The organism is Uliginosibacterium sp. H1 (genome assembly GCF_036017065.1).
Classification (GTDB): Bacteria; Pseudomonadota; Gammaproteobacteria; order Burkholderiales; family Rhodocyclaceae; genus Uliginosibacterium.
On sequence record NZ_JAYXHR010000003.1, the window covers coordinates 126,232 to 152,198 of the forward strand.

Here is a 25,967-nt window from a genome sequence, read left to right on the forward strand (position 1 = left end):
TGAGCCCGTCGAAGCCAACCCCTCGCTAGCGCCCAGATTCCGCAGCGCATGACCACCCCCATACCCATCCTCGACGCCCTGCACCAGATGCCCCTGGCTGTCTGGCTGCGCACCTCGGGCTGGGTCTATCCCGCGCTGGAGGCGGTGCACATCGTCGCCATCGCCCTGGTGTTCGGCACACTGTGGATCGTCGACCTGCGCCTGCTCGGCGCCATGCGCCGCATCGACCTGCAACTGCTCGCCCGCCACGTCATTCCGTGGACCCTGGCCGGTTTCGCGCTGGCCGTGTGCAGCGGCCTGCTGATGTTCATCACGCAAGCAGGCGATCTCGTCGGCAACCGCGCCTTCGTCATCAAGATGTGCCTGCTCTTCGCCGCCGGCACCAACGCGGCGCTGCTGCACAGCCGTGGACCGCTGGATGATGGCGACCGGCTGACGCATGTGCAGGCAATCGCCTCGCTTCTGATCTGGCTAGCGGTCATTGCATGTGGTCGCTGGATCGCCTACGTGTAAAGCGCGGCAAGCGTAGCGCCGCGCTCTTGCCGTACCGTCGTTCCGGCGGAGTCGATCCCAGAGCCCCGTCGCTCCTTCGCAGGCAGGAGCCCAGCGTCGTTCATCTTTACGTTCGCCGACGCACCGACGCCCGAACCCGCTACCGCTTCACGCTGTCTCACCACCGCCCGGCCACGCGCGGGCGCTCACCGCAAACGACTCGAAGGGGATTGCCATGAACCGACGCAGCTTCGTCCTGGCCCTGCCGGCCACCTGTGCAGTACTCACCCTGCCACGCGCCTTCGCCCACCACGGCTGGAGCAGCTTCGATGACAACCGGCCGATCTACCTGGAAGGCACGGTGAAGAAAGCCAGCTGGCAGAACCCGCACGTCGAACTGATCCTGGAAACCCCCGCCGACCTGAAGCTCCCCGCCGACCTCGCCAAACGCAGCGTCCCCGCCCAGAGCACCAGCCTCGATGCCGCCGGCATCCTCGGCAAGACCACCGTGCCGCGTCGCAAGGACCGCACCTGGGAAATCGAGCTCGCCCCGCTGACCCGCATGAACCAGTGGAAGGTCCCCGAGATCAAGGCCGGAGAGCAGATCGCGCTGGTGGGCTACACCTTCAAGGATGAGCAGGGCGAGGCGATCCTGCGGGCGGAATACCTGTTCCGTGGGAATAGCGTTACGCCGCTACGGTCGGGGCCGGTGTAGGTGTCGCGCACAAAACGAGCTCTAAATCGCCCCTAGTAAAAGCCTGGTCCAATCCGGTCTGCCGTTGCAGATCAACTTCTTCAGAGCTCTTTCCGCGATCCGACAGTACTTTGGGAAGGACTGCTGAACTGCTTGAATCTTGTCGCGCCTCCCGCCGCAGAGAATTCCGCTGTGCGCGACCTGGCTTCTATAGCTGTACATGAGATTGACGTCGTCATGAATGGAAACCCGCTCGTCCGGCGTCTCCGCAATGAGCCAACTCCCACGCAGACGAAGACTTTGCGCGAGCTGTTGGCTACTCTTGTTGTCGTCGAGCAGCGCCATTTCTAGCGCAATGCCGAGATCCAGAATTTTGTCTTCAATCTGATGACGTCTTTTTGATTGACATAGGCGCGAAAGGGCTCGGCCAAGCCTAGACTTTTCTGTTTCTTGGAGCGTTAGGAATGCGCACAGCAGTGTATTTATTTCATCAACGCTGCTTTCCGTTAGGGCTGATGTCGCGTGGCCCGCTACGTCATAGATCGGGACCCCGCCACCTGATGCTCCGAACGGACCCAAAGGAGTGCCTGGCAGGTTGTACGAGGTGTGGAAATGTGGAGTGCATGAGATGTCTTCCACCGCGTTCAGCACCAGTGCAAGGTCATTGATGAGCTTGGATGAAGCAACCAATTCGTCGTCCCACACCACATTCCAATCGCTACGAGACCGGCTAATCGTCGCCAAATGAGTGATTGCAGCTTTGGGTCTTGGGGACTGATGCAGGCTGAAGTTCATCGGATGCATCAAGTACTGCTCCTTCTCGCGGGAGTCCGGCATGTCTTCCACTGGCGTTATGCGCAATCCATGAGTCAGCTTGATCGGGTTTTTAGGTTCTAGGCCCAATACCCACAATGTGTTGATGATCGTTATCTCTTCGGTATTGAGAAATGCCTCCAATCCTCTCTCTGCCGCATCTTGCCCAATCTCGTTGGCTGCCCATAGGAACCACATGGCTAGTGTGGTTGGATCGAAGCGTCTTGCGGACGATCCCTTGAGAATCATTTGACCCTCAAGATCGGCAACCCGAGGGTCGGCCTCTAGGGCCGACAGGATTGCCTTGCCCTGTGCCGTTGAGCTAATGATTTCGTGGTACTGCACGAAGAGTCGCGTCTCGATGTCGGGGATGTAAGAGAACTGCTCAAGTGCGGGCTTCGGTATCTTCAAGTGGCCGAGTTCCATTCCTGTCCCTGTTCCTCTTCTGGTGGTTGCTAGAAGGCAATAATTGCCCATTGTGACGGGCTTGGCGCCGTGCAATGCATGGCACGACTCCGGCAGGACGTTTCCAGAAAGGCAGGAGGTTTGACAAGTGGCTTTGGGAGGCCTTAGTGGTTGTCGACGTTGGCAACGCGGTTGGCGCATGCCCACTGGTATCCTGCCGCCATGCTTGACATCGACCGCCACCTTTCCCTCGCCGCCGCGCACAGCCGTTACCTGAGCCGCCAGTTTTCCGCGCGGCCGGAGCTCGTGCCGATGCTGGCGGCGTCCATCGACCGTGCGCTGACGCGCCAGGATCTGGAAACCTTCCTGTCCGTTTCGCCGCTGGATGACAACACCCTGGGGCCGCGCCTGCGTGGTTTGCGGGCCTGGGTGTATGCGCATGCGATGGTGCGCGACCTGGCCGGGCTGGCGCCCTTGCCGGAAGTCACCGGGGCGATGACCCTGCTGGCCGAGGTGGCGGTGGAGACGGCGCAGCGCGTGCTGACCGCCCAGCTCGCGACCCGCCACGGCCTGCCGCGCAATGCGGCGGGCGAGGTCATCGAGATGGTGGTGGTGGGCATGGGCAAGCTCGGCGGCGGGGAGCTGAACGTGTCCTCCGACATCGACCTGATCTTCCTGTATCCGGAGGACGGCGAGACCGATGGTGCGCGGCCGGTCGGCGCCTTCGAGTTCTTCACGCGGCTGGGGCGCGCGATGATCGCGGCGCTGTCCGAGCTGACGGCGGAGGGCTTCGTGTTCCGCGTGGACATGCGCTTGCGCCCGAATGGCGACTCCGGCCCGCTGGTGGCCAGCTACGACATGCTGGAGCAGTACTTCATCGCCCAGGGTCGGGAGTGGGAGCGCTACGCCTGGATCAAGGCGCGTGCGCTGACAGGCGTACGCCACGACGAGCTGGCGCAGATCGCGCGGCCCTTCGTGTTCCGCAAGTACCTGGACTTCGGTGCCATCAACGCGATGCGCGGACTGCATGCGCAGATCCGCCAGGAGGTGGCGCGCCGCGAGATGGCGGAGAACATCAAGCTGGGGCCGGGTGGCATCCGCGAGATCGAGTTCATCGCCCAGGTGTTCCAGCTGATCCGTGGCGGGCGCGACCCCGGCCTGCAGATCCGCCCGACCGTGCAGGTGCTGAACGCGCTGGAGGCGCGCGGCCTGTTGCCGAGCGCGACGGTGGACGAGCTGTGCGCCGCCTACGATTTCCTGCGCCGGCTGGAGCACCGCATCCAGTACTTCGAGGACGCGCAGACCCACAACATTCCGTCCGATGCCTCCGACCGCTCGATGCTGGCCGCCGGCATGGGCTTCGATACCTTCGAATCGATGATGGTGGTGCTGGACCGTCACCGTGCGCAGGTCGGCCGCCATTTCGACGACGTGTTCTCCGACCCGAACGCGGACGAACACGAACTGGACGCCGTGTGGCAAGGCCCGCCGGATGCGGAGCAACTGCGCGACCGCCTGGAGGCGCTGGGTTTCGCACAGCCGGAAGCCTGCACCGAGCGCCTGAACGCCTTCCGCCAGGGTAGCCGTTACCGCAGCCTGGGTGACGACGCGCGCAGCCGCTTGCGCGCGCTGATGCCGCGCGCGCTGGAGCTCTGCGCGGCCTGCCCGAACCCGGACGAGACCCTGCAGCGCGTGCTCGACCTAATCGAGGCCATCTGCCGCCGCGCGGCCTATCTGGCCCTGCTGCAACAGTACCCGGCGGCGCTGGGGCGCGTGGTGGCGCTGATGTCCGCATCGAGCTGGGCGTCGAAGTACCTGACCCGCCATCCCTTGTTGCTCGACGAGCTGCTGGACGCGCGCCTGCTGGAGCAGATGCAGGACCGCAACGTCTTCGCCGCCGAACTGGCCGCGCGCATGGATGCGCTGGGTGACGACACCGAGCGGCAGATGGACGTGATGCGCGAGATGCACCACGCCCAGGTGTTCCGTCTGCTCAACCAGGACCTCGCCGGCGTACTGACCCTGGAGCGCGTGTCGGATCACCTGTCCGACCTGGCCGACATCATGCTGGCCGAAACCTTGCGCCAGTGCTGGCGGCGTCTGCCCAAACGTCATGTCGAGGTGCCGCGTTTCGCGGTCATCGGCTACGGCAAGCTGGGCGGCAAGGAGCTGGGCTACGCCTCGGACCTCGACCTGGTGTTCATTTACGACGACGACCACGAGGACGCGCAGCCCAACTACGCACGGCTGGCGCAACGCATCAGCACCTGGCTGTCCAGCCAGACGCCGTCCGGCATCCTCTTCGAGACCGACCTGCGCCTGCGGCCGAACGGCGACTCCGGTTTGTTGGTGTCCTCGCTGGAAGCCTTCCAGCAGTACCAGCGCGAGTCTGCGTGGGTGTGGGAGCACCAGGCGCTGACCCGGGCGCGGTTCTGCGCGGGCGACGCGAAGGTGGGCAGCGCCTTCGAAGGCATCCGCCACGAATTGCTGACCGAGCCGCGCGACGTGGCGAAGCTGCGCGCGGAGGTGCTGGCGATGCGCGTCAAGATGCGCGAGGCCTTCGCCAACAAGAACGAAGGCTTCCACGTGAAGCACGACGCCGGCGGCCTGGTGGACGTGGAGTTCATCGTGCAGTACCTGGTGCTGGCGCACGCGCCGACCTGGCCGGAGCTGACCGGCAACATCGGCAACATCGCGCTGCTGCGCCTTGCCGGCAACATCGGCCTGATTCCCGCCGACACCGCGCACGAAGCGGCGGACGCCTACCGGGCCCTGCGTCGTGCCCAGCACCTGCAGCGCCTCAACGAGCAGAAGAACGTGGTGGACGAAAGCGCCCTGCAGGAGGCGCGCGAGGTGGTGATCCGGCTGTGGAAGCTGGTGTTCGGGGAATAGGTATGGCTCGTCTGCGGCGATACACCATCCACGTAGAGCACGATGGCGGCTCGTACATCAGCCAGGTCACTGCAGAAGATGAGGATCAGGCCATCGCGGAGTGGTGTTTGTCCGTGAAGCGGTTGCGCGTGTATGAACGTGGAAGCAAGGGGATGGCGAAGGCCGTTGCACTGGGCGTGGCAAACACTGGACTCACCGAAGTGGAGACCACGCACAAGGTCTGGTGCTTTACGGCTATGCATGCCGACAAGCTTGTGCTTGGATATGTGATCTACTCAGGCGCCGCGAAGAAATGAGCGTTGGCGCGTTGGCGCGGTGAGGTTTGAGAGAGATGCTGCGCCGGTTCATCAAGACTCACTACGACCGTTGGCTGATCGCCCGTCGCAAGACGCTGGCGCAGCGCTACCCGCAGCACTGCTTCGGCACCGGCAGCTACGCCGACGATGACTTCGAGGTGCGTGCCTGGGGCGAAGGTGCACGGCTGGTGGTGGGCAACTACTGCTCGATCGCCGCCGGGGTGCGCATCCTGCTCGGGGGCAACCACCGCACGGACTGGGTGAGTACGTTTCCCTTCGCGGAAAAGTGGGCGGGCGTGCCGCGGCCGGTGGGCTACCCGGCGACGCGGGGCGATGTGCTGATCGGCCACGATGTATGGATCGGCGCCGATGCGCTGATCCTGTCCGGCGTCACGGTGGGTGATGGCGCGGTGATCGGCGCGCGTGCGGTGGTCAGTCGTGATGTTCCGGCCTATGCTGTAGTGGTGGGCAACCCGGCGCGCGTAGTGCGGCATCGCTTCGACGAGGCCACCATCGCGCGACTGCTCGCAGTGCAGTGGTGGCATTGGGACGAGGCGCGCCTGCGCGCGCATCTGCCACTACTGCTTTCCGACCGCATCGAGGACTTCCTGCAAGTTGTCGAAAGCCCAGCGGAGGCCGCTACCGGCCCCTGACCGCGGGCCTTATGCGTTTGCGCCAATAAAGTTCATACGTGCTTTCTTATGGTGCGCAATGCACCGCGCCGACGCTTTGTCGCGTTCTGGCCTAAGTGTTTGTTCTGCATAGGGGTTGCCCCGTATCCGGAGCGGGTGCCCGTCACGCTACGCAATGCCTTTCCCGGCGTAAATCAATGTCTTTCAATGATTTGCGTCTAATGGCACGGACGCTGCTTTTGACTGGCCCATGAGCGTACTTCGCCAGGGTGCCCGGAAATGAAGAAACTGAAACTCGTGATGGTCGGCAACGGGATGGCCGGCGTCCGCACGCTCGAAGAGTTGCGCAAGATCGCGCCGGACATGTACGACATCACCGTGTTCGGCGCCGAGCCGCACCCGAATTACAACCGCATCCTGCTGTCGCCGGTGCTGGCCGGCGAGATGACCATCCAGGACATCATCCTGAATGACCTGGCCTGGTACAGCGACAACGGCATCAACCTGCACACCGGCAAGAAGATCGTCACCATCGATCGCAAGGCCCGCAAGGTCATCGCGGAAGACGGCACGGAAGCCGAGTACGACCGCCTGCTGCTGTCGACCGGCTCCAACCCCTTCATCCTGCCGGTGCCCGGCAAGGAGCTGAAGGGCGTCATTTCCTATCGCGACATCGCCGACACGGACGCGATGATCGACGCCGCTGCCAAGTACAAGCACGCAGTGGTCATCGGTGCCGGCCTTCTGGGCCTGGAGGCCGCCAACGGCCTGGCCCTGCGTGGCATGGACGTGACGGTGGTGCACATCGGCAACTGGATCATGGAGCGCCAGCTCGACAAGACCGCCGGCACCATGCTGCAGAAGGCGCTGGAAGCCAAGGGCATGAAGTTCCTGCTGCCCAAGCAGACGGCAGAGCTGATGGGGGACGAGGGCGGTCGCGTCACCCACGTGAAGTTCAAGGATGGCGACATCGTGCCGGCCGACCTGGTGGTGATGGCCGCCGGCATCCGCCCCAACACGGAGCTGGCCGAGAAGGCCGGCCTGCACTGCAACCGCGGCATCGTGGTGAACGACACCTTGCAGACCTACGACCCGCGCATCTACGCCGTGGGTGAGTGTGCGAACCACCGCGGCATCGCCTACGGCCTGGTGGCGCCGCTGTTCGAGCAGGCCAAGGTCTGCGCCAACCACCTGGCGATGTACGGCATCGGCCGCTATCAGGGTTCGGTGACGTCCACCAAGCTGAAGGTCACCGGCATCGACGTGTTCTCGGCCGGCGATTTCAGCGGCGGCGAGGGCACCGAGGACATCGTGTTCTCCGACCCCGGCATCGGCGTATACAAGCGCGTGGTGATCCGCGACGACAAGATCGTCGGCGCCGTGATGTACGGCGACACGGCGGACGGCTCCTGGTACTTCCAGATGCTGCGCGACGGCCAGAACGTCGCCGACATCCGCGACCACCTGCTGTTCGGCAAGAGCCACCTCGGCGATGCCGGCCACAAGGGCCAGAACATCGCGGCCAGCATGCCGGACAGCGCCGAGGTCTGCGGCTGCAACGGCGTGTGTAAGGGCACCATCGTCAAGAGCATCAAGGAGAACGGCCTCTTCACGCTGGATGACGTGCGCAAGCACACCAAGGCGTCCAGCTCCTGCGGTTCCTGCACCGGCTTGGTCGAGCAGATCCTGGCTTCCACCATCGGTGGCGCCTACACGCCGGCGGACTCCAACAACAAGCCGGTGTGCGCCTGTACCGACCACTCGCATGGCGAAGTGCGCAAGGCCATCGTCGACCTCAAGCTGAAGTCGATTCCGGAAGTGATGCACGCCATGGAGTGGAAGACGCCCAACGGCTGCGCGAGCTGCCGCCCGGCGCTGAACTACTACCTCATCTCCTCCTGGCCGCACGAGGCCCAGGACGATCCGCAATCGCGCTTCATCAACGAGCGCGCCCACGCCAACATCCAGAAGGACGGTACCTACTCGGTGGTGCCGCGCATGTGGGGTGGCCTCACCACGCCGAACGAACTGCGTGCCATTGCCGACGCTGCCGAGAAGTACAAGGTGCCCACCGTGAAGGTGACCGGCGGCCAGCGCATCGACCTGCTGGGCGTGAAGAAGGAAGACCTGCCGAAGATGTGGGCGGACTTCGCGGACGCCGGCATGGTGTCCGGCCACGCGTATGGCAAGAGCATCCGCACCGTGAAGACCTGCGTCGGTGCCGAGCATTGCCGCTTCGGCACGCAGCGCTCCATGGACCTCGGCGTGAAGCTGGAGAAGATGCTGTTCGGCATGTGGAGCCCGCACAAGGTGAAGCTGGCCGTTTCTGGCTGTCCGCGCAACTGCGCCGAGGCCGGCATCAAGGACGTCGGTGTCATCGGCGTGGATTCCGGCTACGAGCTGTATGTCGCGGGCAACGGCGGCATCAAGACCGAAGTCGCGGAGTTCTTCTGCAAGGCGAAGGACGACGACGAAGTGATGGAGTACTCCGGTGCCTTCCTGCAGTTGTACCGCGAAGAGGCCTTCTACCTGGAGCGCACGGTGCACTGGGTGCAGCGCGTCGGGCTGGAGTACGTGAAGAGCAAGGTCGTCGACGACGCGGACAACCGCAAGGCCCTCTACGAGCGCCTGCTCTACGCCCTGCAGGACTACAAGGACCCGTGGCTGGAGCGTGCGTCACGCGGCGGTGAGGCCGGTCTGCGGCAGGCCTTCGAGGACATCACCATCCAATAGAAAACGACCGGACACAAAGACGTGGGGAGGCAGGTGGAGAAACCTGGCCTCTGCCTGCAGCCCCGCGCTCTTTGTGTCTTTGGCTCCAGAACAACAAGCTCTAACAAGCCGTACAACACGCTTCGCGAATCAGGGTTGCAACCATGGCCGACTGGAAAAAGATCTGTGCGCTGACCGACATTCCTTCACTGGGATCGCGCGTCGTGAAGAGCGAGCAGCATGGCGACATCGCCGTCTTCCGCACCTCCGACGACGAAGTGTTCGCGCTGCACGACAAGTGCCCGCACAAGGGTGGCCCGCTGTCGCAGGGCATCGTGCATGGCAGGCAGGTGACCTGCCCGCTGCACAGCTGGAAGATCCAGTTCGAGTCTGGTGAGGCGGTGGCGCCCGACGTCGGCTGCACGAAACCCTTCGCCGTGAAGGTGGAGGAGGGCACGGTGTTCCTGTCCGTCTAGCCGTTCAGTTTCTCTCTCCTCCGCCTTGTCGGAGGAGGGCCAAGGGGCCAGGTCGCGCATGCCAGGGCCCTGCGGATTCCGATGGCGCGCCGGCGATGAAGCCGGGGTTGCCGATCAGCGTCGAACCGACGCGCAATCTCCAACGATGGAGCGTTTCATGGACAGAAAGTCCTTCCTGCAGGCTGGCCACACTCCCACGCTGCTGGCCGCATTCCTCTACTTCGACCTGGCCTTCATGGTGTGGGTGCTGCTCGGCCCGCTGGGCGTGCAGATCGCCGCCGACCTCGGCCTCACGCCCGCGCAGAAGGGCCTGATGGTCGCGACGCCGCTGCTCACCGGCGCGCTGCTGCGCATCGTCATGGGCGTGCTGGTCGATCAGTTGAAGCCGAAGCTCGCCGGTGCCATCGGCCAGGTGATCGTGATGGCCGCACTGTTCTTCGCCTGGCACTTCGGCATCCACAGCTTCAACGAAGTGCTGGTGCTGGCAGCCTTCCTCGGCGTGGCCGGTTCGTCCTTCGCCGTCGCGCTGCCGCTGGCCTCGCGCTGGTATCCGCCGGAGCACCAGGGCACCGCGCTGGGCATCGCCGGGGCCGGCAACTCAGGCACCGTGCTGGCCGCGCTGTTCGCACCCAGCCTCGCCATGGCCTTCGGCTGGGGCAATGTGTTCGGCCTCGCGCTGATTCCGCTGGGCATCGTCTTCGTGTTCTACCTCATCGTCGCCAAGGATGCGCCCGACTGCCCGCCGCCGAAGCCGATGTCGGACTACTTCAAGATCCTCAAGGATCGTGACGCCTGGTGGTTCATGTTCTTCTACTCGGTGACCTTCGGCGGCTTCTCCGGCCTGGCCTCGTCGCTGACCATCTACTTCAACGCGCAGTACGGGCTGGACGCCAAGACCGCCGGCTTCTTCACCGCCGCCTGCGTGTTCGCCGGCAGCATGGTTCGTCCGATCGGCGGCAACCTGGCCGACCGCGTAGGTGGCATCAAGAGCCTGTCGCTGATGTACGCGCTGGCTGCCACCTTCCTGGTCATCGTCAGCTTCGGTATGCCGACGGTATGGGCGGCAGCGGGTGTGTTCGTGTGCGCAATGCTGGCACTCGGCATGGGCAATGGCGCAGTGTTCCAGCTGGTGCCGCAACGCTTCCGCAAGGAGATCGGCGTGATGACCGGCCTGGTCGGCATGGCCGGCGGCATCGGCGGTTTCTACCTGGCCTCCAGCCTGGGTTACTCCAAGCAGGTGACCGGCAGCTACCAGACCGGCTTCCTGATCTTCGCGGCGCTCGCCGTGCTGGCCCTGATCGGCCTTACCGGCGTGAAGACGCGCTGGCGCACCACCTGGGGTGCCGCGCACCTCACCGCCGCCAAGATCTGACCGGTTTTTCCATCCGCCTGATGGCCCTGCTTCTTGCGAAGCAGGGCCTTTTCACATGAAATGCCTGCCACCGAAATGCCCGCCACCATGACCAACGCCCTGATCGCCCACTTCGGCCATGCCTCGCTGACGGGACCGCGCGCGCGCAACGAGGACTTCCTGGGTGCCGTCACGCCGGAAGGTGCGGAGCTCGACAACAAGGGCCTGCTGGCGGTGGTGGCCGACGGTGTCGGCGGGCATGCCGATGGCCGCGAAGCCGCCGAGTTCACCGTGCGCAGCCTGCTGTCCGACTACTACGCCACGCCCGACACCTGGGCCGTGCCGCAGGCGCTTGACAAGGTGATCGGCGCGGCCAACCGCTGGCTGTTCTCGCAATCGCAGAAGCGGCAGCAGGCCGCCGGTATGGCCACCACGCTGACCGCATTGGTGCTGCGCGGCCGTCGCTGGTACGCCGCCCACGTCGGCGACTCCCGCTTGTATCTGTTGCGCGATGGCCAGCTCAAGCGCCTGTCGCAGGACCACGTGTGGGAACACCCGGAACTCGACACCGTGCTGTCGCGCGCGGTGGGGCTGGATGCGCGGCTGAGCATCGACTTCATGGAAGGCGAGCTGGTGGAAGGTGACGCCTTCATCCTGCTCACCGACGGCGTGTGGGCGACACTGCGCGATGCGCGCATCCAGGCTATCGTCGAGCGTTTCACCGACGCGCAGGAGGCTGCCTTCGCACTGGCCGACACCGCGGTGGCCTCCGGCAGCCAGGACAACAGCAGCGCGCTGGTGCTGCGCGTGGCGCAACTGCCGAAGGACTCCCTGCGTGACGCGCTGGCCCGTGTGAGCGAGTTGCCGCTGCCGCCGTTGCTGAAACCAGGGCAGGAGATGGACGGCCTGACGGTGGTGGACAGCCTGCACGAGTCGCGGGTGACGATGCTCTACCGGGTGCGCGCGGCGGATGGCGCGTTGCATGTCATGAAGACCCTGAGGCCCGAGGCGGATGCGCAGGACATCGCGGCGCTGGCGCACGAGGAGTGGCTGACGCGACGGGTCGTCGATGCCGCATTTCCGCAGGTCATCACCTGGCCGCAGCGCGCGCACCTGTACTACCTGATGAGCTGGCACGAGGGCGAGACGCTGAAAGCGCGGCTGGCACGCGGCCATCGCTTCTCGGTGGCGGAGATCGGGGATCTCGGTGCGCGACTGCTCAAAGGGCTGGCGGCGCTGCATCGCCTGTCCATCGTCCACCGCGACATCAAGCCCGACAACATCCACCTGGGTGCCGACGGGCGCCTGCGCATCCTCGATCTCGGCGTCGCGGCGTCGGACTCCGGTGCCGACGAGCAATTCAACGAGATCAACAATCCGGGGACGCCGAGCTACATGGCGCCGGAGCTGTTCAACGGCGGCAAGTGCAACGAGGCCAGCGACCTCTATGCGGTGGGTGTGACGCTATATGAGCTGGCCACGCGCAAATACCCCTATGGCGAGGTGGAGCCCTTCCAGCGTCCGCGCTTCGGCGACCCGGTGCCCCCCACGCGTTACCGGCCGGATCTGCCGGAGTGGCTGGAGTCGGTGCTGCTGAAGGCCTGCGCGCGCGATACGGCGCGGCGGTTCGAGACGGCGGAGGAATTCCTGCTGGCGCTGGAACACGGCGCCCATCGGCCGCTGCAGGTGCCGCGCAAGCGTCCGCTGATGGAACGCGACCCGCAGTTCGGGCTGAAGCTGCTGGCCGCGTTGTCCCTGTTGCTCAACCTCGTGCTGGCCGCGCTGCTGTTCCTGCGCTGAGCTGCGGTCGACGAAGCTGCCTCAGCGCGGATCGCCAACCTGCCGGCAATCGCTGAAGACCTTGACGCCGTTGCGCTCCACGAAGGCGTCGCGCCCCTTGCTGTGGAACGCCGTGCCGCCATTGACGAAAAGCTCACCCGAGGCGGCGGGACTGCGCGTCAGTATTTCGAAGCCTTCCGCGGACCACAGGCGCAGCGTGTCGCCGTTGATCAACGCGACCGGAAGGTCAGCCGTACCGGCGCAGCGGTACACCGCCATGCGGGTTTTCGGGTCGCGCGAAAAGTAACTGACATTGCCGATCTGTGTTTGCTCGACACGCATCACCGGTCCACGGACTTCGGCCTGAGCCAGCAACTCCAGATCGTTGAGGTAACGCGCGTCCTGTGAGCCGGGTGGGCACATGGCGCGGCTGAGTGCGATCTTCTCGATCCAGATACGGCCCTCGTGGCTGGTGTCGGATTTGCCGGTGCCGCGGTTGCAGTCGGCACGGATCTGGGCCTCCGTTCTCATCAGGACGCGGCTGCCCGTCAGTTCGAGGGAGTAGAGACTGGGATCGGCAATCGTCACGGAGTTGGCCAGGGTGGCGCTCCCCAGCCAATACCAGACGGTATTGGTGGTGATGATGCCCGGCGCGTCCGGATCCACAGGATTGCTGGCGCAGGCGCTCAGCAGCGCCAGGGCGCTCGTCAGCAGGCCGATACGGGCGGCCAGACGGGAAAGCAGGGCAGAAGCAGGCATGGGGAAGGAAACCGGGCTGGCGGAGCAGGCATTCTCTCAGCCTTGGACGGCCTTGCACTGGCGCGCGGACGGATGGACAGCGAGGTCCGGTGGGGCAAGATTTAACGTTCCACCCGACCCGTGGACTTGATTTTATCAATGCGAATTATTATCGTTACCGTACTTGATCGCCGTACGGGCTGATCCGTACCAGGGTTCGACAAATGATTGTCTGTGTCTGCAAACGAGTTTCCGACCGCCAGCTGCGCGCCTTGGCACGCGATGGGGTGACGTCCGTCTGCGAGATGCAGCTCGAAACCGGCTGCGGTACCTGCTGCGGCAAGTGCCTGCCGATGGTGCGCGAGATCGCCGACGAGGCCCAGCAGCGCGAGATGGCCGGTTTCGGCATGGGCATGCTGGCGGCCTGAGCGCCCCGGAGACTCCAGGAAAAAGGCCCCATCCGGGGCCTTTTGCTTTTTGTGGGTCTGGTGCGGGCAGCCGCCTGTTCAGATCCTGAACTTGCCGACCGACTTCGCAAGGCTGTTGGCTGCGACACTGGCACGATCCACCAGCGTACCGACCTGACGCGCCGCATCCGCGTTGCTGTGCGATGCCTCGCTCATGCGTTCTATGACGCCGCCGATGGCGCGCGCGCTGTCGCGCTGTACGGCGAGCGCATCGCGGATCTCCTGCATGCCTGCCACCACCTCGGCTGCCGCCGCCGGAATCGCCGCCACCGCGTCGGCCGACGCACCTGCTGTGCGCACGTTCTCCTCCACGCGGGCGACGTTGCGCTCCATGGTGGCGACGGCGGACGCACTCTGCTGGCGGATGCTGTCGATGACGGCGAAGACTTCTTCGGTGGACTTGGTGGTGCGTTCGGCCAGCTTGCGTACTTCGTCGGCCACCACCGCGAAGCCGCGGCCCTGCTCGCCGGCGCGCGCGGCTTCGATCGCTGCATTCAGCGCCAGCAGGTTGGTCTGGTCGGCAATCTCCTTGATGGAGATCACCACGCTGGAGATGCGGTTGGCTTCCTCGGCCAGCGAGCTGATGACCTGGGCCAGTTCATGCACCGACTCGTTGAGCCCGTTGAGTTCCCCCACGGCCTGGCGCACGGACTCCGCGCTGGTGGTCGAGCGCGTGCCGGCGTCCTGCGCTGCGGTCACTGCGCGCTCGGCGTTGCCGGCCACCACCTCCACCTGTGCACTGACGCCAGCAAAGCCTTCACGTGCCTGTTCGGCGAGTTGATCCTGGCGTACCGCCTCGGCACTCACGCTCTGGCTCAGCGCGTGCAGGGCGCCGACGTCGCGCTGCACGCTGTCGGCAGCCTCATGTGCCTGGGCGACGATGGCCCGCTGGGCTTCGAGAAGGCGGCGGAAGGCGTCGGCCACCTCGGCGACCTCTCGGCTACCGGTGCTGGCGACGGCGCGAGTGAGATCTCCGGAGCGGGCGATCTCGCTGGCCTCGTGCGCCAGGGTGCGTAGCGGAGGCACCGTCTGGCGCATCACGATCACGGTGGCTACCAGCAACAGCAGGGCGCCGGCGATACCGGTCAGCAAGGTGATCTGCATGCTGCGCCGGGCGTTCGCGGTGGCGGTCTCGCTCAGCTGGCGAGCATCGTCCTGCAGGGCGTCGGTGAGCTTCTCCAGCTCTTCTTCCAGGGTGTCGAAATCTGCATCGAAACTGGCCTTGCGCGCCAGGATGTCTCCCGGCTCGCGCCCGATGATGGCCTGTGCCGAGGCGATATAGCGCTCGGTGAGCTTCTCTGCCGCAGTCGCGGCGGTTCGCGCGCTTTCCGGTATCCCGGCGCGGTTGGCGGCAATCTGGCTGCGCATGCGTTCGGCATGTTCCGCGAACTGCTTGCTGGCGGCCTCCGCCTGTTCGGCATTGGCGTTGCTCATCGCCATCATCGAAGCCAGCACGTCGCCCCGGATACCGTCGTGCATCATGTCGATGTCCGCCTGCACCCGCACCCGTCCCTGCGCTTCCAGCACCTGGTGATCGACGCTCACCAGCCGCTCGATGTTGAACACCGCGAGCGCGGAAATGATCGCCACCGTGGCGACCCCGATACCAGCCAACACCATCATCATGGCGTTGAAGGACATTGCTGAACGCGAGCGCATCTCGATCTCCTTTGGAGAATGCGAATGAACACCGGGTTAACGACTGCAGGATACGTCTCTTCAGTCGGGTTTTTCTCGCATGTCCTGCATCGGGCGGCCATAATCGGAGCGTCTTTCACCGACAAGAACAGGAGTTCCGCCATGAAGGGTGACGTACAAGTCATCGCTCACCTCAACGCCCAGCTCAAGAATGAACTGACCGCCATCAACCAGTACTTCCTGCATGCACGCATTGCCGGCCACTGGGGCCTCAAGGCGTTGGGCAAGAAGGAGTACGAGGAGTCGATCGGCGAGATGAAGCATGCCGACAAGCTGATCGAGCGCATCCTGTCGCTGGATGGTCTGCCCAACCTGCAGGACCTGGGCAAGATCAACGTGGGCGAGGATGTCAGCGAGATACTCAATGCCGACCTGAAGCTGGAGTACGGCGCACAGTCGACCATCAAGGATGGCATCGCGCATTGCGAGAGCGTGCGTGACTACGTGTCACGCGACCTGCTGCAAGCCATTCTGGATGACACTGAAGAGCACATCGACTGGCTGGAAACGCAGATCGACCTGCTTGCCCGCGTCGGCATCCAGAACTACCAGCAGAGTCTGATCGGCGAGCTGGAAGCCTGATTGCTGTTTCGCAGTTCACCCGCGCGCTGAGGCGTGCGTCACTCCACCGCCCATGGCGGTGCGTCCCAGAGTATTAATACGAATCATTTTCAGCAAGTTTCCCGGCACGATTGCGGAAGTTTTGTTGTGTCGGATCGACACTTGCGGTTCGCGATCGGGAAATACGCGGCTACAATGGCGCCGCGGTGACGACCCCTATGCAGCCTTGCGCTGTGGGCGGGGTGGTGCCGAAGAAAAGGGCGCCGCGCAATCGCCGGATCGCGCGGCCGGAACCAAGCCGCTCCTTGAGCTTCGCCATTCCTTCCAAGGTGGCGGTTCCGAAACGGGCGCTGTGAACGCCCTCAGCCTAAAACCAAAAAACCTGTTGCGAGGCGGCCACGTACTAGTGCGTGGTCGCCGTCGCATGGGCCTTGCGCATCCGCATGGCCCAGTGGTCGGCAAGCTCCAGGCAGGTTTCGCGCGATACGTTGCCGAGTTCGCCCCGTTCGCCCAGTTCCTGGAAGTGCGCGCAGATCGCGTCGGAAAGACGCTCCTCGCAATTCGCACAGTGCTCACCAACAAAATACAGATGCAGCATGCACAGCAGGTTGGCCAGCGCCTGATCGGTAGAACAGTCCTGACATTCCGGCGGGCGTACATGCTGCATGCTTGCTCCGCTATCAGCCGCGGGTCGCGTAATACTCGACGACCTTCTGCATTTCCAGCGGGAACGGCTGGGCATCACCCGGGGGCACGTGTGCCAGGGTGGCGCGCTTCTGCGTACCGTCGAAGGCGATCCACTCCGGACGGGCCAGTGCGGGTTCAGCCAGGCTCTCGACCACGGCCGGAACCTTCTCTGCCTTGGAGCCCAGCGACAGGACGTCGCCCGGACGGACGCGCTGTGCCGGCATGGTGACGCGGCGGCCGTTCACCTGGATGTGGCCGTGACGCACCAGTTGGCGTGCGCAGGGAATGCTGGGGGCGAAACCGGCACGGAAGACGACGTTGTCGAGACGACGCTCCAGCAGCTCAATCAGCTTTTCGCCGGTCGGGTTCTTGCCCTTCTTGGCTTCCTTCATCAGCGTGCGCAGTTGCACTTCGCTGACGCCATAGTGGTAGCGCAGCTTCTGCTTTTCGATCAGCTGCTGACCGAATTCGGACTTGCGCTGCTGCTTGCCGCCGTGTTGACCGGGCGGTTGCGTGCGGTTGTTCGGGGTCTTGCGGGTCAGACCGGGAAGGTCCGTGCCCAGGGCGCGCAGGACGCGCACGCGGGGGCCAGTGTAACGAGCCATTTCAGAGATACTCCGATTTATTAGTGGTGAAATGCCGATCCGGGCACTGCCGAAGCAGGGCACAGATGGCTGGCGTGTCCTTGCCATCGCTGGGCAAGGGCATGAGCGATCTCCCGGATGAGAGGATCGCTACGCTCGTCCTCGGCAACGGTCTCCAGGTGTTGAATGACCTGGGCGGCCGTGTCGGGGTCGGGCGATTCGGCGAAGCGCGTCATCATGGACAACGCCGACGCGGCCAGCATCGCGGGGCTGGCTTCGTTGTCGGTGCTCTGCAGGGGCAGATCGTGCGTGTTCATGAGTTCTCGCTGTAATTCAGTGTCCGGCTTCCCGTCGGCTCTGCGCATTGCGGGCGACGATCCAGTCGCGCCAGCGCAGGGCCAGCTGGTTGCTGATGTCACGTAGCTGCGCATCTGCAGCTGCATGTTCGGCCAAGCAATCAAGATGGCGTGCCACGAGGGCTGCCAGTTCGTTGCTCGGCGCTTCGGCAAATCGGGTCATCGCACACAGTGCTGCGCTAGTCAGTCGCGGGGCGCTGCCCTGCGGGGTGACGTTTGACGCGTCGTGCATGCGTTTCTCCCTTGCCGATGTCACTGTGACGTCAGGCTATAGCAAATGGGAATGATTCGCAATAAATTTTTGCTGCTCTGCCAAAAGGCGGGCGCGAATTTTAGCTGGAAATCGGGCCAAGCGCGAGAGGGGCCGGATTGTCAAGTGTGACTTGTGATGGCAGCCAGCTGGCACGCGGTTTCCGGGGGGGGGGGGGCGTGCGGTGCCCGAGGCTCCGGTTGCGCGTCGCTTGATCGCGGCTCAGGCCCGAATCTGTGTCGTGTTCTTGTGCCGTGTGAGAGGTGATTAGGCCCCTCGCGGCAATGAAGCCCGACCGCTCAGTTTCGTGGCTGAGCCTGGCGTGGAGTGAGGCCGAAGCGGCGACGGAACGCGGTGGCAAAGTTCGCCGTACTGCCGTAGCCCGCCTGCCAGGCGGCCTGCGCGATGCTGACAGCCTGCGTTTCGAGCGTCAGTCGTGCGACGTCGAGGCGGCGATTGCGCTGGTACTCGAAGATGGTACTGCCGAAGGCGGCGCGGAACTGCTGTTGCAGGCTGTGAGCATTCAGACCGGCGTGGCGGGCGATCTGGTCGAGATTCAGCGTATCCGCGGCGCCGCTGTCCAGCCATTCGCGCAGCGCGTTCAGACGCGTGCGGCTGCGCGTGTCCAGCGCAGTCGTATGTCGTGATGGTGCATCGACGAAGCGTCCCATTGCGTCCGCGACGAGTTCGAGGGCACGACTCTCCAGGTACAGGCTTTCCAGGCCGTTGGCATACACGGGCGGGCGGATCATCTGGCTGGCGATGTTCTGGGCGCGAACGGATGGCTTCCATTGCGCGATGGAAAGGTGCTCACGGCGGAACCTGTCGAGTGCGGCGCAGGCGATTCCGCTGTCTGCGAACCATTCCGGCTTCAGCGTGACGCCGACCTTCCGTTCATAGCGGCCACGCTGCGAGCGGCGGACAAAGCGCTCGGGCTCGGCCAAGGAGATCAGCGCGGCATCGGCGCCGCCGTCACGGGTGCCGATGCGCACCTGACGGTCGCCGAAGCGGGCTTCGGCATGCCCGTTCAACAGCACCACGAGGCTGAGGCATTCGCCCAGCTCCGCCTCGGTGGTCATGTCGTGCAGGTCGCGCAGTTCGGTGCATTTGATCTGCAGGCCGCTACGCGGGCTGACGACGGCAAGGTGGCCGGCCAGTACGGGCGCCTCGGTCGCGACGTCCGGCCTGAGCACGCGGTACTCGCGCGTGCATTGACCCATGCGTGCGACCAGTTGTCCTCGATCCACCCAAGCTTGCGAGCCCTCATCCCGGCTTGCCATGTCCATGCCCGACTCCCGTCAACGCGACCCGAATGCCGGATGTCCGCAAACAAGTTTCTTGCTTGCGCAAAACCCTGCCGGAGATCGATGGCGCATATTAGCGCCGCACCGCGCAGACGAAAACCATTCTCATTGAGCCGCCCGACTGACTCTGCCGTAGCGCGGGCCTTGCGCCTTTGGCCGGCATTCCTACGAGGAGAACCGCATGATCGTGCAGGAGGCACGCTTCGCCACCGCCCTGCCTGGACGCTTGATCCTCAAGCTGTGCAAGCACTTCCGCCACAAGGTGCCGGCCGAGTTCGACGAGCAGCATGGTCGCGTCGAGTTCCAGCCGGGACTGTGCTTCCTCACCGCGGAAGCGGGTGCGCTACACATCCGCATAGAGGGAGCGGACGATGGGCAGATCGACCGCATGCATTACATTCTGGAAGATCACATCCGGCGCATGCAGCGGCTGGAGACGCTGCAACTCGGCTGGCAAGTGGCTGGCTGAAGTCAGGTGCGCAGCAGGCGGGCGTGGTTGTCCCAGGCGACATTGCCCGGCCTTGCTTCCCGCAGCTGGGCGGTCGTGTCCAGTAGCCAGCGCCGACCGTTGTCGGCCGTGAGCTGCCAGCCGTCGTGCATGGGTGTCAGCGCGCATACGCGGGGCGTGGATGAGTCACCGATGACTTCGCCGCGGCTGTTCCACACGGCGGCGCTACCTGCGCTGGTGCAGCTCACCACGAAGACGTTGCCTTGCACCGCAATGTCGCCGGCATAGGTGCCGCCGCGCTTCAGCATGGCGTCGTCGGCTTCCGCGTAGCGCAGGGTCTGGCCGTCGAACAACGAGAGTAGTGGGCGCAAGTCGGCGCCTTCGTTCTGCATGGCAATGCCCAGTGTGCCGTCGGGGGCTTCGGCGATGTGGCGGATGCTCATGCCGGGGTCGGGCAGGCGGTACTGGCCGAGCAGCCTGCCGTCGGCGGCGGGGTCGAGCAGCACGAGTGACGGATCCATGCTGCCGAGGTTGCGCTTGACGCGGCCGGTCTCGGGCACGATCAGGATGCCGCCGTTGGCCACCGCGAGACGGCCATCGCGCAGCCACAGCAGCGCATGCGCACCGACGCCGTGCGACGGCCAGGTGGCGACCTTCTCCAGCGTTCGGGTGTCATACACGCCGACCTGGCTCTGGTCGGTGGTGAGGTCGGTCTCGGTCGCGAAGAGGCGACGGCCTTCCGGGTCCAGCGTGATGTGGCCTTCATAGCGGGTGGCCTCGTCCGCCTCCACGCGCGCGACCACCTGGCCGCGAGCAGGGCGGAAGGCGACGAGGAACTGGCCGGGACGACGTGCGGCGACGTAGGCGAGGTCGCGCTCGCGTGGGTGCCACTGCACGTCATGGCCGCGCGCCGGCAGGCTGATTGCGCGTTGCGGATGCGCGCTGAGGCCGGCGAAGTGCGCACGCGGACGGTCAGCCCTGTCGCTCCAGCAGGTGAGCAGCTCGGGGGGCTCGACAGGCTTGTCCGAGGCGGCGCCTGCCGGGGCGACGAGCCCGATTGCGGCGAGGCCGGCGCTGCCTAGCAGCAGGCGACGGCGCGAAGGATCGTGGTCATGCATGGTGGTGTCCTGCCCGGTCCTCAATGTGCGTCGAGGTGCCTGGAGGCATGGCGTCAACGGCGCTGGGTTCCCGCTGTGCGAGCTTTCGGTACTCGCCGAAATGCCTGCTTGCCCCTCTGCGCGGGAATGACGAGTTCAAGGATGGGGCCGGCTTAATCACCGTCGGTTTCGCCGAAGCCGACAGATACCCGCATGGCATCGGCGACGTCTTCCGCAAGCAAGGTCTTCAGCTTGCCGATCTGGTTCGCTGCCTGCTTTACGGCGGCGCGTCCTTTGGCGTTCGACAGGTCGGTAGGCAGCGCATCGAGCGCGCGCTGTCCGTGTGCGGTGGCGTCGTCGATACGCTTCGCGAGGTCCAGCATGCCCTGGCCGCGCAGCATGCCGGTGAGGCCGGTGCCGAACACGCTGCCGGTCGGGCCCCCTTGCAGGCCGTAGCGGAGGCCTTCGTAGTAGGCGCGCAGATGGGCGCGACTCTCGCCGCTGCGCCAGGCATCGAAGGCGGGCTTGCTGCCGGCCGCAGGCTTGGCCATGTACTTCAGCAGCAGGCCGTCGGTGGCGCCGATCAGGATGTTGAGCGCGTCGGCCATGATCTGGTCCTGCGCTTCGCCGTCGGCACTGGCCAGTGTGTCGCGCCAGGGTTGCCACGCCGGCGTCAGCGCGGCGGCCTCCTTCGCGGCCTGCGTGGCAATTCCTTTCGCATAGGTGCAGGCGCGTTCGTCGCGCGTCAGCGGCGTGCGTGCCTTGTCGAACAACAGGTACTCCAGCGCCGGCAGGCCGCGGGCGGTGACGCCGATGGCCTCCATCGAGGCCGGTGGTCTGGCGATGGTGCTGTCGATCTGCGGCGGGCGCGTCGGCCAGAAATCGATCTGGCGGAAAGTGCGCTGTTCCAGCAGCGGGCCGAAGGGCAGGGCGCTGATGTGGCGCAGCGCCAGCGCGCTGCGTTTCCACTGCGCGCGCGCATCGTCCAGCGCGGCCGGCGTGCGTGCGCTGCACAGCGTGTCGAGGCGGGTGACCAGCGTGGCGAGTTCTTCGTTGAGTTTCGCGCTGCCGGGCACCAGGCGGTCCTGCGCGAGACGCTCCAGCCATACGTTGGGATTGAGCACGGGCGCGGGGTTGTCGACATCCTGCGCGGCGACTCCGCCTACCCCGAGCAGCAGACAGAGACTGGCTGCCTGCAGCGAGACCCTGCGTACTGCACGCGCGGCGATGTGCCGCCTGCCGGCCCCGCCAGCCTTGGCATCGTTCATAGCGACTCCAGGAACTTGATGAGCGCGGCGCGCTCGGCCTTGTCGAATTTCAGCACCTTCTGCTTGCTGGCTTCCGCTTCGCCACCGTGCCACAGCACCGCTTCCATGAGGTTGCGGGCGCGGCCATCGTGCAGGAAGAAGCTGTGGCTGTTCACCGTCGGGACGAGGCCCAGCCCCCACAGTGGTGGCGTGCGCCATTCGCGGCCATCGGCCTGGAAGTCCGGGCGGCCGTCGGCGAGGCCTTCGCCCATGTCGTGCAGCAGCAGGTCGGTGTAGGGGAAGATGGTCTGCTTCGACAACTCCGGCAGGCCGGCGAGATCGCCGGTCACGTACTTCGGCGTGTGGCAGCTGGCGCAGCCGGCGTCGTTGAACAGGCCCTTGCCGCGCAGCACGGTGGCGTCCTGCGGGTTGCGGCGCGCCGGCACCGCCAGCGTGCGGGTGTAGAACACCACGTTGGCCAGCGTGCGGTCGTCGATGTCGTGCGGCGAGGCTTCGCGGGCCTTCGACTTCGCGCGCCATTCCGCTTCCTGTCGCTGGCGGGCGATGCAGTCGGCCTGCGAGGGCATGCACTCCTCGTTGTGGAACAGCGAAGACGTGATGCCGATGTCGCCGTTGAACGCCGCTGCGGTCTGGTGGGCGATGGTGGCGACGTTGGCCTTCCAGCCGAAGCGCCCCAGCATCCATTGCTGGCTCGGCGTATCCCACACGCGGTTCGGCCTGCCGCTGATGCCCTGAGCCTCGGCCTCCTGCCGCGTCGCGTTGGCGAGGATGTCCTCTTCGCGGATCGCTTCCAGCAGGCCCAGGCCGATGACCTGCGGGCCGACGCGCGGCGAGACCTGCACCTGCGGATGCAGCGGGCCGTAGGCGGGCTGGGTGATGCGGTAGGTGGGCGCGCGCAGGCTGTACGGCGTGCCGTCGGCGAAGCGGCCGCGGACTTCCTTGTAGCGGATTGACACCTTCGCCTCCGGCCTCACGCCGGTGACGGCGAAGTTGTCGAGCTGACCGCCATAGGTCGGCTCCGCCACGATGCCGTCCTTGCCGCCATCGCCGGGAATGGACAGGCGCAGCAGCAGGCCGACCGGCTGCTCGATGCTCTGGCCGTTGCGGGTCTTGGGTGGCGCGCCGCGTCCGTCCAGCGCGTGGCAGCCGGCGCAGGAGCGCGTGATGAAGTGGGGGCCCAGGCCGTCGCGGCCGGTGGTGGAGGCGGGTGACTCCACCCAGTTCTTCTTGAAGAACGAGTTGCCGATGAAGAACGGCGTCTGCCGGTCCACCGACAGGTTGGCTGCCGGCATGGAGAAGGCGTTGACGCCGTCGTCCGGGATGGTGGTGTCGCCGCCGGGCAGGGCTTCGGCGGGATCGAACGCGGCGGACGTGGATTGCGCGAGCGAGGCCAGCGTGGCGCCGCCGGTGGAGATCAACAGCGTGGCGAGCAGTGCGAGCAACTGGGCCTTGTGGCTCGGGCGGATCATGCGGTGTTCCTGTGCATCGGGTGCCTGGAAGGCACAAGGCGGATACCGCTCGGTATCCGCCTCTGGGTGAAGCATGAAGCTGCGTGGCGCCGATTATTCCGGCAGCGCGGTGTTCAGGCGCTTGATGCCGAGCACGCCAGCGGCTTCGACCAGGCCGGTGGCCTGCGTCTTCAGCGCGCTGACCACGGCTTCCACCTTCGGGCGGTTGGCGTTGCCCTTCAGGATGGCCTGGTCGAACGGTGCCGGCACCGCCTCGGCGGCCTTCACGGTGGCGTCCATCTGGCCGTCCACCTTGCTGGCGACGGCGGCGTCCTTGGCATTCACCAGATCGCGCAGGCTGGGGCCGGTCAGCGTGCTGCCGTCGGCGCGTTTGTATTCGCCACGCCACACGTTACGGATGCCGACAGCATTGGCGACGACGTCGCGATGCGTGTTGTCGGCGAAGCAGGAGTGCTCGTCTTCCTGGCTCTGCGAATCCAGCGCCACTTCGATGCGCTCGCCGGCCAGTTCGCCGCGGGTCAGGATGCCGATGGCGGAGATCATCTTGGTGAGGTTGGCCTGGTTGCGCACGAAGTTCGCGCGGTAATTCCTGGCCTTCGGCGCCCAGGCCTTGGTGACGCTGCCGATGTCGTCGACCAGCAGGTCGGTGACGACCTTCAGGTACTGGCGGCGACGGTCGGCGTTCGGTGCCTGGCCATCCACGAAATCGGTGTAGGCGCGCTTGCCCGGGCCGTTGGCGTCCAGGTCCTGGCCCCACAGCAGGAATTCGATGGCGTGCCAGCCGGTGGCGATGTTCTCTTCGCCGTCCTTCTCGTTCAGCGCGGCCAGCGACTTCTTGCTGATGCCCAGCTTGCGGTTGTTGATGATGCCGGCGCCGGCCTTGCCGTCCACGCTGTCGACATAGGCTTCATCCATCGGCCAGGCGTTGATCTGGCCCTCCGGGCCGTTCTTGCCGTCGATGGGACCGCCGTAGAAGCGGAAGGCCTCGGTCTGGCCGTACCACTCGCGGGCGTCCAGCCAGGCCTTGCGGGCAGCCTGCAGGCCCGCGTCGGAGGGGGCGGCGACGAAGTCGTTGACGGCTTTCTGCAAGGCCTGTGCGCCGCTCAGGGCGTCGCTGTAGTTGGCGTACACCAGGTCGCCATAGTGGTTCAGCACTTCCGATGTCTTGACCTGGGCCGAGGCGGTGGTGAGGCAGCCGAGGGCTGCGAGCGTGACGAGCAGGGACTTGATACGCATGCATGAACTCCGGATTCGAGGGGCGGCCGGGTGTGCGCCATGCGGCAGGAGAAACCTGCCGCGAGCCGAGCCGCATTGGCGTGAGGATGCGGAAATATAGTTGATAACCGTTCTCAACAACAGGCTTGCGCCTGTCCCGCAGGTGTGCGGGGCGCCGTCACTGGCTTGCGATAGGGCGGCGGCTACTGGCCGTCGGCGCCCGGTTCCGTGAAACGGAAGTCCGGTGCGAGCAGGTCCTGTGTTTCCGGGTGCTTGCGCATGAAGGCAGCGAACACCGCGCACTGTGGCACTACCTTGAGCGCGCGTTGGCGGGCAGCTGCCAGCCCGGCGTTCACCACGCTGCCGGCGAGCCCGCGGCCACGCAGCGCTTCCGGCACGACGGTGTGGGTGAAGGTGATGACACTGCCATCCGCGGACAACTCGTAGCGCGCCACGGCAACCAGGCCGTCCACCTGCAACTCGAAGCGGCTCCTGGCCGGGTTGTCATGGACTTCGGGCGGAGAAGTGTCGGAAGAGGTGCTGGAAGAGGTCTCGGACATGGAGGGGCTCCCGTCTGTGGCGGTGCTACCGGGTCACAGCTCCGCCCACTGACGCAGCAGGTTGTGATAATGACCGGTCAGCGCGATCACTTCTTCGGTATCACCTATACGTGCCCTTAGCTTCTGGATATTTACGTCCAGTTCGAAGAGCAGACCACGGCGCGTATCGTCACGCACGATGCTCTGCGTCCAGAAGAAAGAACCGAATCGCACGCCACGGGTTACTGGTTCGACGCGATGCAGGCTGCTGCTTGGATAGAGGATCATGTCACCGGCAGGTAGCTTTACTTCATGCATGCCGTAGGTATCCACCACGACCAGCTCACCGCCGTCGTACTCCTCCGGGTCAGAGAAAAATAGCGTAGAGGACAGGTCGGTGCGGATGCGGTCCAGGCTGCCGGGAATCGGGCGGATCGCGTTGTCGATGTGCAGGCCGAAATGCTCTCCGCCTTCGTAACGGTTGAACAACGGCGGCACGCTCTGGTGCGGGAGCGCTGCAGACAGAAAGGTGGCGTTACGCGCCAGGGCCATGGCGATGACTTTCCCCAGTTCCCGCGTGACCGCCGCCTCCAGCGGCAACTGGCGATTGCGTTTGGCCTGTGCCGCCTGCGGGCCGGAGGTTGCATTGCCATCCTCCCAGTCGGCGGCTTCGAGGACGCGGCGGCAGTGTGCGACTTGTTCGCGGGTCAGGACGTTGGGGACGTGAAGCATCATGGCGGCGAA

General features: G+C 65.3%; 26 protein-coding genes. 12 read left to right on the forward strand and 14 right to left on the reverse strand.

What is annotated here, in order from left to right:
- The first annotated feature begins 48 nt into the window (after positions 1–48).
- Positions 49–513: a DUF6644 family protein gene (locus VVD47_RS17210; protein ID WP_327604744.1), complete on the forward strand. Its 465-nt coding sequence runs from the start codon at positions 49–51 to the stop codon at positions 511–513.
- Between the two features lie 214 nt (positions 514–727).
- Positions 728–1,207 carry a DUF6152 family protein gene (locus VVD47_RS17215; RefSeq protein ID WP_327604745.1) on the forward strand — a complete coding sequence of 160 codons (480 nt, stop codon included), beginning with the start codon at positions 728–730 and terminating at the stop codon, positions 1,205–1,207.
- A 21-nt stretch (positions 1,208–1,228) separates the two neighbouring features.
- Here the strand turns inward: VVD47_RS17215 and VVD47_RS17220 are convergent, their stop codons facing one another.
- Complete coding sequence (locus VVD47_RS17220) at positions 1,229–2,425, reverse strand: hypothetical protein (protein WP_327604746.1); 1,197 nt, start codon at positions 2,423–2,425, stop codon at positions 1,229–1,231.
- 201 nt (positions 2,426–2,626) lie between these two features.
- Here VVD47_RS17220 and glnE point away from each other — a divergent pair, with 201 nt between their 5' ends.
- From glnE to VVD47_RS17255, 7 genes are all read left to right on the forward strand, one after another.
- Positions 2,627–5,296, forward strand: coding sequence for a bifunctional [glutamate--ammonia ligase]-adenylyl-L-tyrosine phosphorylase/[glutamate--ammonia-ligase] adenylyltransferase (gene glnE / locus VVD47_RS17225; RefSeq protein ID WP_327604747.1), 2,670 nt, complete (start codon positions 2,627–2,629; stop codon positions 5,294–5,296).
- A 2-nt stretch (positions 5,297–5,298) separates the two neighbouring features.
- Entirely contained in the window at positions 5,299–5,592 is a 294-nt protein-coding gene (locus tag VVD47_RS17230) for a hypothetical protein (RefSeq protein ID WP_327604748.1), read from the forward strand.
- A 35-nt stretch (positions 5,593–5,627) separates the two neighbouring features.
- Positions 5,628–6,245, forward strand: coding sequence for a CatB-related O-acetyltransferase (locus VVD47_RS17235; RefSeq protein WP_327604749.1), 618 nt, complete (start codon positions 5,628–5,630; stop codon positions 6,243–6,245).
- A gap of 258 nt (positions 6,246–6,503) precedes the next feature.
- On the forward strand, positions 6,504–8,957 hold the full coding sequence (gene nirB, locus VVD47_RS17240; protein ID WP_327604750.1) for a nitrite reductase large subunit NirB: 2,454 nt from the start codon (positions 6,504–6,506) through the stop codon (positions 8,955–8,957).
- Between the two features lie 143 nt (positions 8,958–9,100).
- The gene (nirD, locus tag VVD47_RS17245; RefSeq protein ID WP_327604751.1) at positions 9,101–9,412 is read left to right on the forward strand and encodes a nitrite reductase small subunit NirD; all 312 of its coding nucleotides are present in this window, start codon (positions 9,101–9,103) and stop codon (positions 9,410–9,412) included.
- A 157-nt stretch (positions 9,413–9,569) separates the two neighbouring features.
- Positions 9,570–10,784 carry a nitrate/nitrite transporter gene (locus VVD47_RS17250; protein ID WP_327604752.1) on the forward strand — a complete coding sequence of 405 codons (1,215 nt, stop codon included), beginning with the start codon at positions 9,570–9,572 and terminating at the stop codon, positions 10,782–10,784.
- Between the two features lie 60 nt (positions 10,785–10,844).
- Complete coding sequence (locus tag VVD47_RS17255) at positions 10,845–12,563, forward strand: bifunctional protein-serine/threonine kinase/phosphatase (RefSeq protein WP_327604753.1); 1,719 nt, start codon at positions 10,845–10,847, stop codon at positions 12,561–12,563.
- A 21-nt stretch (positions 12,564–12,584) separates the two neighbouring features.
- On the opposite strand, the gene VVD47_RS17260 is transcribed toward VVD47_RS17255, so the two are convergent.
- Positions 12,585–13,301 (reverse strand): META domain-containing protein, encoded by a 717-nt coding sequence (locus VVD47_RS17260; RefSeq protein ID WP_327604754.1) that lies wholly within the window; start codon positions 13,299–13,301, stop codon positions 12,585–12,587.
- A gap of 203 nt (positions 13,302–13,504) precedes the next feature.
- On the opposite strand from VVD47_RS17260, the gene VVD47_RS17265 reads away from it, so the two are divergent.
- Complete coding sequence (locus tag VVD47_RS17265) at positions 13,505–13,708, forward strand: (2Fe-2S)-binding protein (RefSeq protein ID WP_327604755.1); 204 nt, start codon at positions 13,505–13,507, stop codon at positions 13,706–13,708.
- Between the two features lie 78 nt (positions 13,709–13,786).
- Here VVD47_RS17265 and VVD47_RS17270 read toward each other — a convergent pair whose 3' ends face one another.
- The gene (locus VVD47_RS17270) at positions 13,787–15,406 is read right to left on the reverse strand and encodes a methyl-accepting chemotaxis protein (RefSeq protein ID WP_327604756.1); all 1,620 of its coding nucleotides are present in this window, start codon (positions 15,404–15,406) and stop codon (positions 13,787–13,789) included.
- Positions 15,407–15,547: 141 nt separating this feature from the next.
- Here VVD47_RS17270 and bfr point away from each other — a divergent pair, with 141 nt between their 5' ends.
- On the forward strand, positions 15,548–16,027 hold the full coding sequence (gene bfr, locus VVD47_RS17275; protein ID WP_327604757.1) for a bacterioferritin: 480 nt from the start codon (positions 15,548–15,550) through the stop codon (positions 16,025–16,027).
- Between the two features lie 382 nt (positions 16,028–16,409).
- Here the strand turns inward: bfr and VVD47_RS17280 are convergent, their stop codons facing one another.
- The 5 genes from VVD47_RS17280 to VVD47_RS17300 form a co-directional block, all read right to left on the reverse strand.
- Positions 16,410–16,673 (reverse strand): hypothetical protein, encoded by a 264-nt coding sequence (locus tag VVD47_RS17280; RefSeq protein WP_327604758.1) that lies wholly within the window; start codon positions 16,671–16,673, stop codon positions 16,410–16,412.
- A gap of 13 nt (positions 16,674–16,686) precedes the next feature.
- Complete coding sequence (gene rpsD / locus VVD47_RS17285; RefSeq protein WP_327604759.1) at positions 16,687–17,298, reverse strand: 30S ribosomal protein S4; 612 nt, start codon at positions 17,296–17,298, stop codon at positions 16,687–16,689.
- Positions 17,299–17,318: 20 nt separating this feature from the next.
- The gene (locus VVD47_RS17290) at positions 17,319–17,594 is read right to left on the reverse strand and encodes a hypothetical protein (protein ID WP_327604760.1); all 276 of its coding nucleotides are present in this window, start codon (positions 17,592–17,594) and stop codon (positions 17,319–17,321) included.
- Positions 17,595–17,610: 16 nt separating this feature from the next.
- On the reverse strand, positions 17,611–17,796 hold the full coding sequence (locus VVD47_RS17295) for a hypothetical protein (RefSeq protein WP_327604761.1): 186 nt from the start codon (positions 17,794–17,796) through the stop codon (positions 17,611–17,613).
- Positions 17,797–18,182: 386 nt separating this feature from the next.
- On the reverse strand, positions 18,183–19,103 hold the full coding sequence (locus VVD47_RS17300) for a helix-turn-helix transcriptional regulator (protein ID WP_327604762.1): 921 nt from the start codon (positions 19,101–19,103) through the stop codon (positions 18,183–18,185).
- Positions 19,104–19,368: 265 nt separating this feature from the next.
- Between VVD47_RS17300 and VVD47_RS17305 the strand changes: the two genes are divergently transcribed.
- Entirely contained in the window at positions 19,369–19,656 is a 288-nt protein-coding gene (locus VVD47_RS17305) for a DUF2218 domain-containing protein (RefSeq protein WP_327604763.1), read from the forward strand.
- A 2-nt stretch (positions 19,657–19,658) separates the two neighbouring features.
- Here VVD47_RS17305 and VVD47_RS17310 read toward each other — a convergent pair whose 3' ends face one another.
- From VVD47_RS17310 to VVD47_RS17335, 6 genes are all read right to left on the reverse strand, one after another.
- Positions 19,659–20,753, reverse strand: a complete 1,095-nt coding sequence (locus tag VVD47_RS17310) for a DUF1513 domain-containing protein (RefSeq protein ID WP_327604764.1) — start codon at positions 20,751–20,753, stop codon at positions 19,659–19,661.
- Positions 20,754–20,905: 152 nt separating this feature from the next.
- On the reverse strand, positions 20,906–22,000 hold the full coding sequence (locus VVD47_RS17315) for an imelysin family protein (protein ID WP_327604765.1): 1,095 nt from the start codon (positions 21,998–22,000) through the stop codon (positions 20,906–20,908).
- Positions 21,997–23,469 (reverse strand): di-heme oxidoreductase family protein, encoded by a 1,473-nt coding sequence (locus VVD47_RS17320; protein WP_327604766.1) that lies wholly within the window; start codon positions 23,467–23,469, stop codon positions 21,997–21,999. Before VVD47_RS17320 ends, VVD47_RS17315 begins: the two co-directional genes overlap by 4 nt.
- Before the next feature lie 93 nt (positions 23,470–23,562).
- Positions 23,563–24,705, reverse strand: coding sequence for an imelysin family protein (locus VVD47_RS17325; protein ID WP_327604767.1), 1,143 nt, complete (start codon positions 24,703–24,705; stop codon positions 23,563–23,565).
- Between the two features lie 182 nt (positions 24,706–24,887).
- Positions 24,888–25,244: a GNAT family N-acetyltransferase gene (locus VVD47_RS17330; RefSeq protein ID WP_327604768.1), complete on the reverse strand. Its 357-nt coding sequence runs from the start codon at positions 25,242–25,244 to the stop codon at positions 24,888–24,890.
- Between the two features lie 33 nt (positions 25,245–25,277).
- Positions 25,278–25,958, reverse strand: a complete 681-nt coding sequence (locus VVD47_RS17335; RefSeq protein ID WP_327604769.1) for a Fe2+-dependent dioxygenase — start codon at positions 25,956–25,958, stop codon at positions 25,278–25,280.
- Positions 25,959–25,967 lie beyond the last annotated feature (9 nt).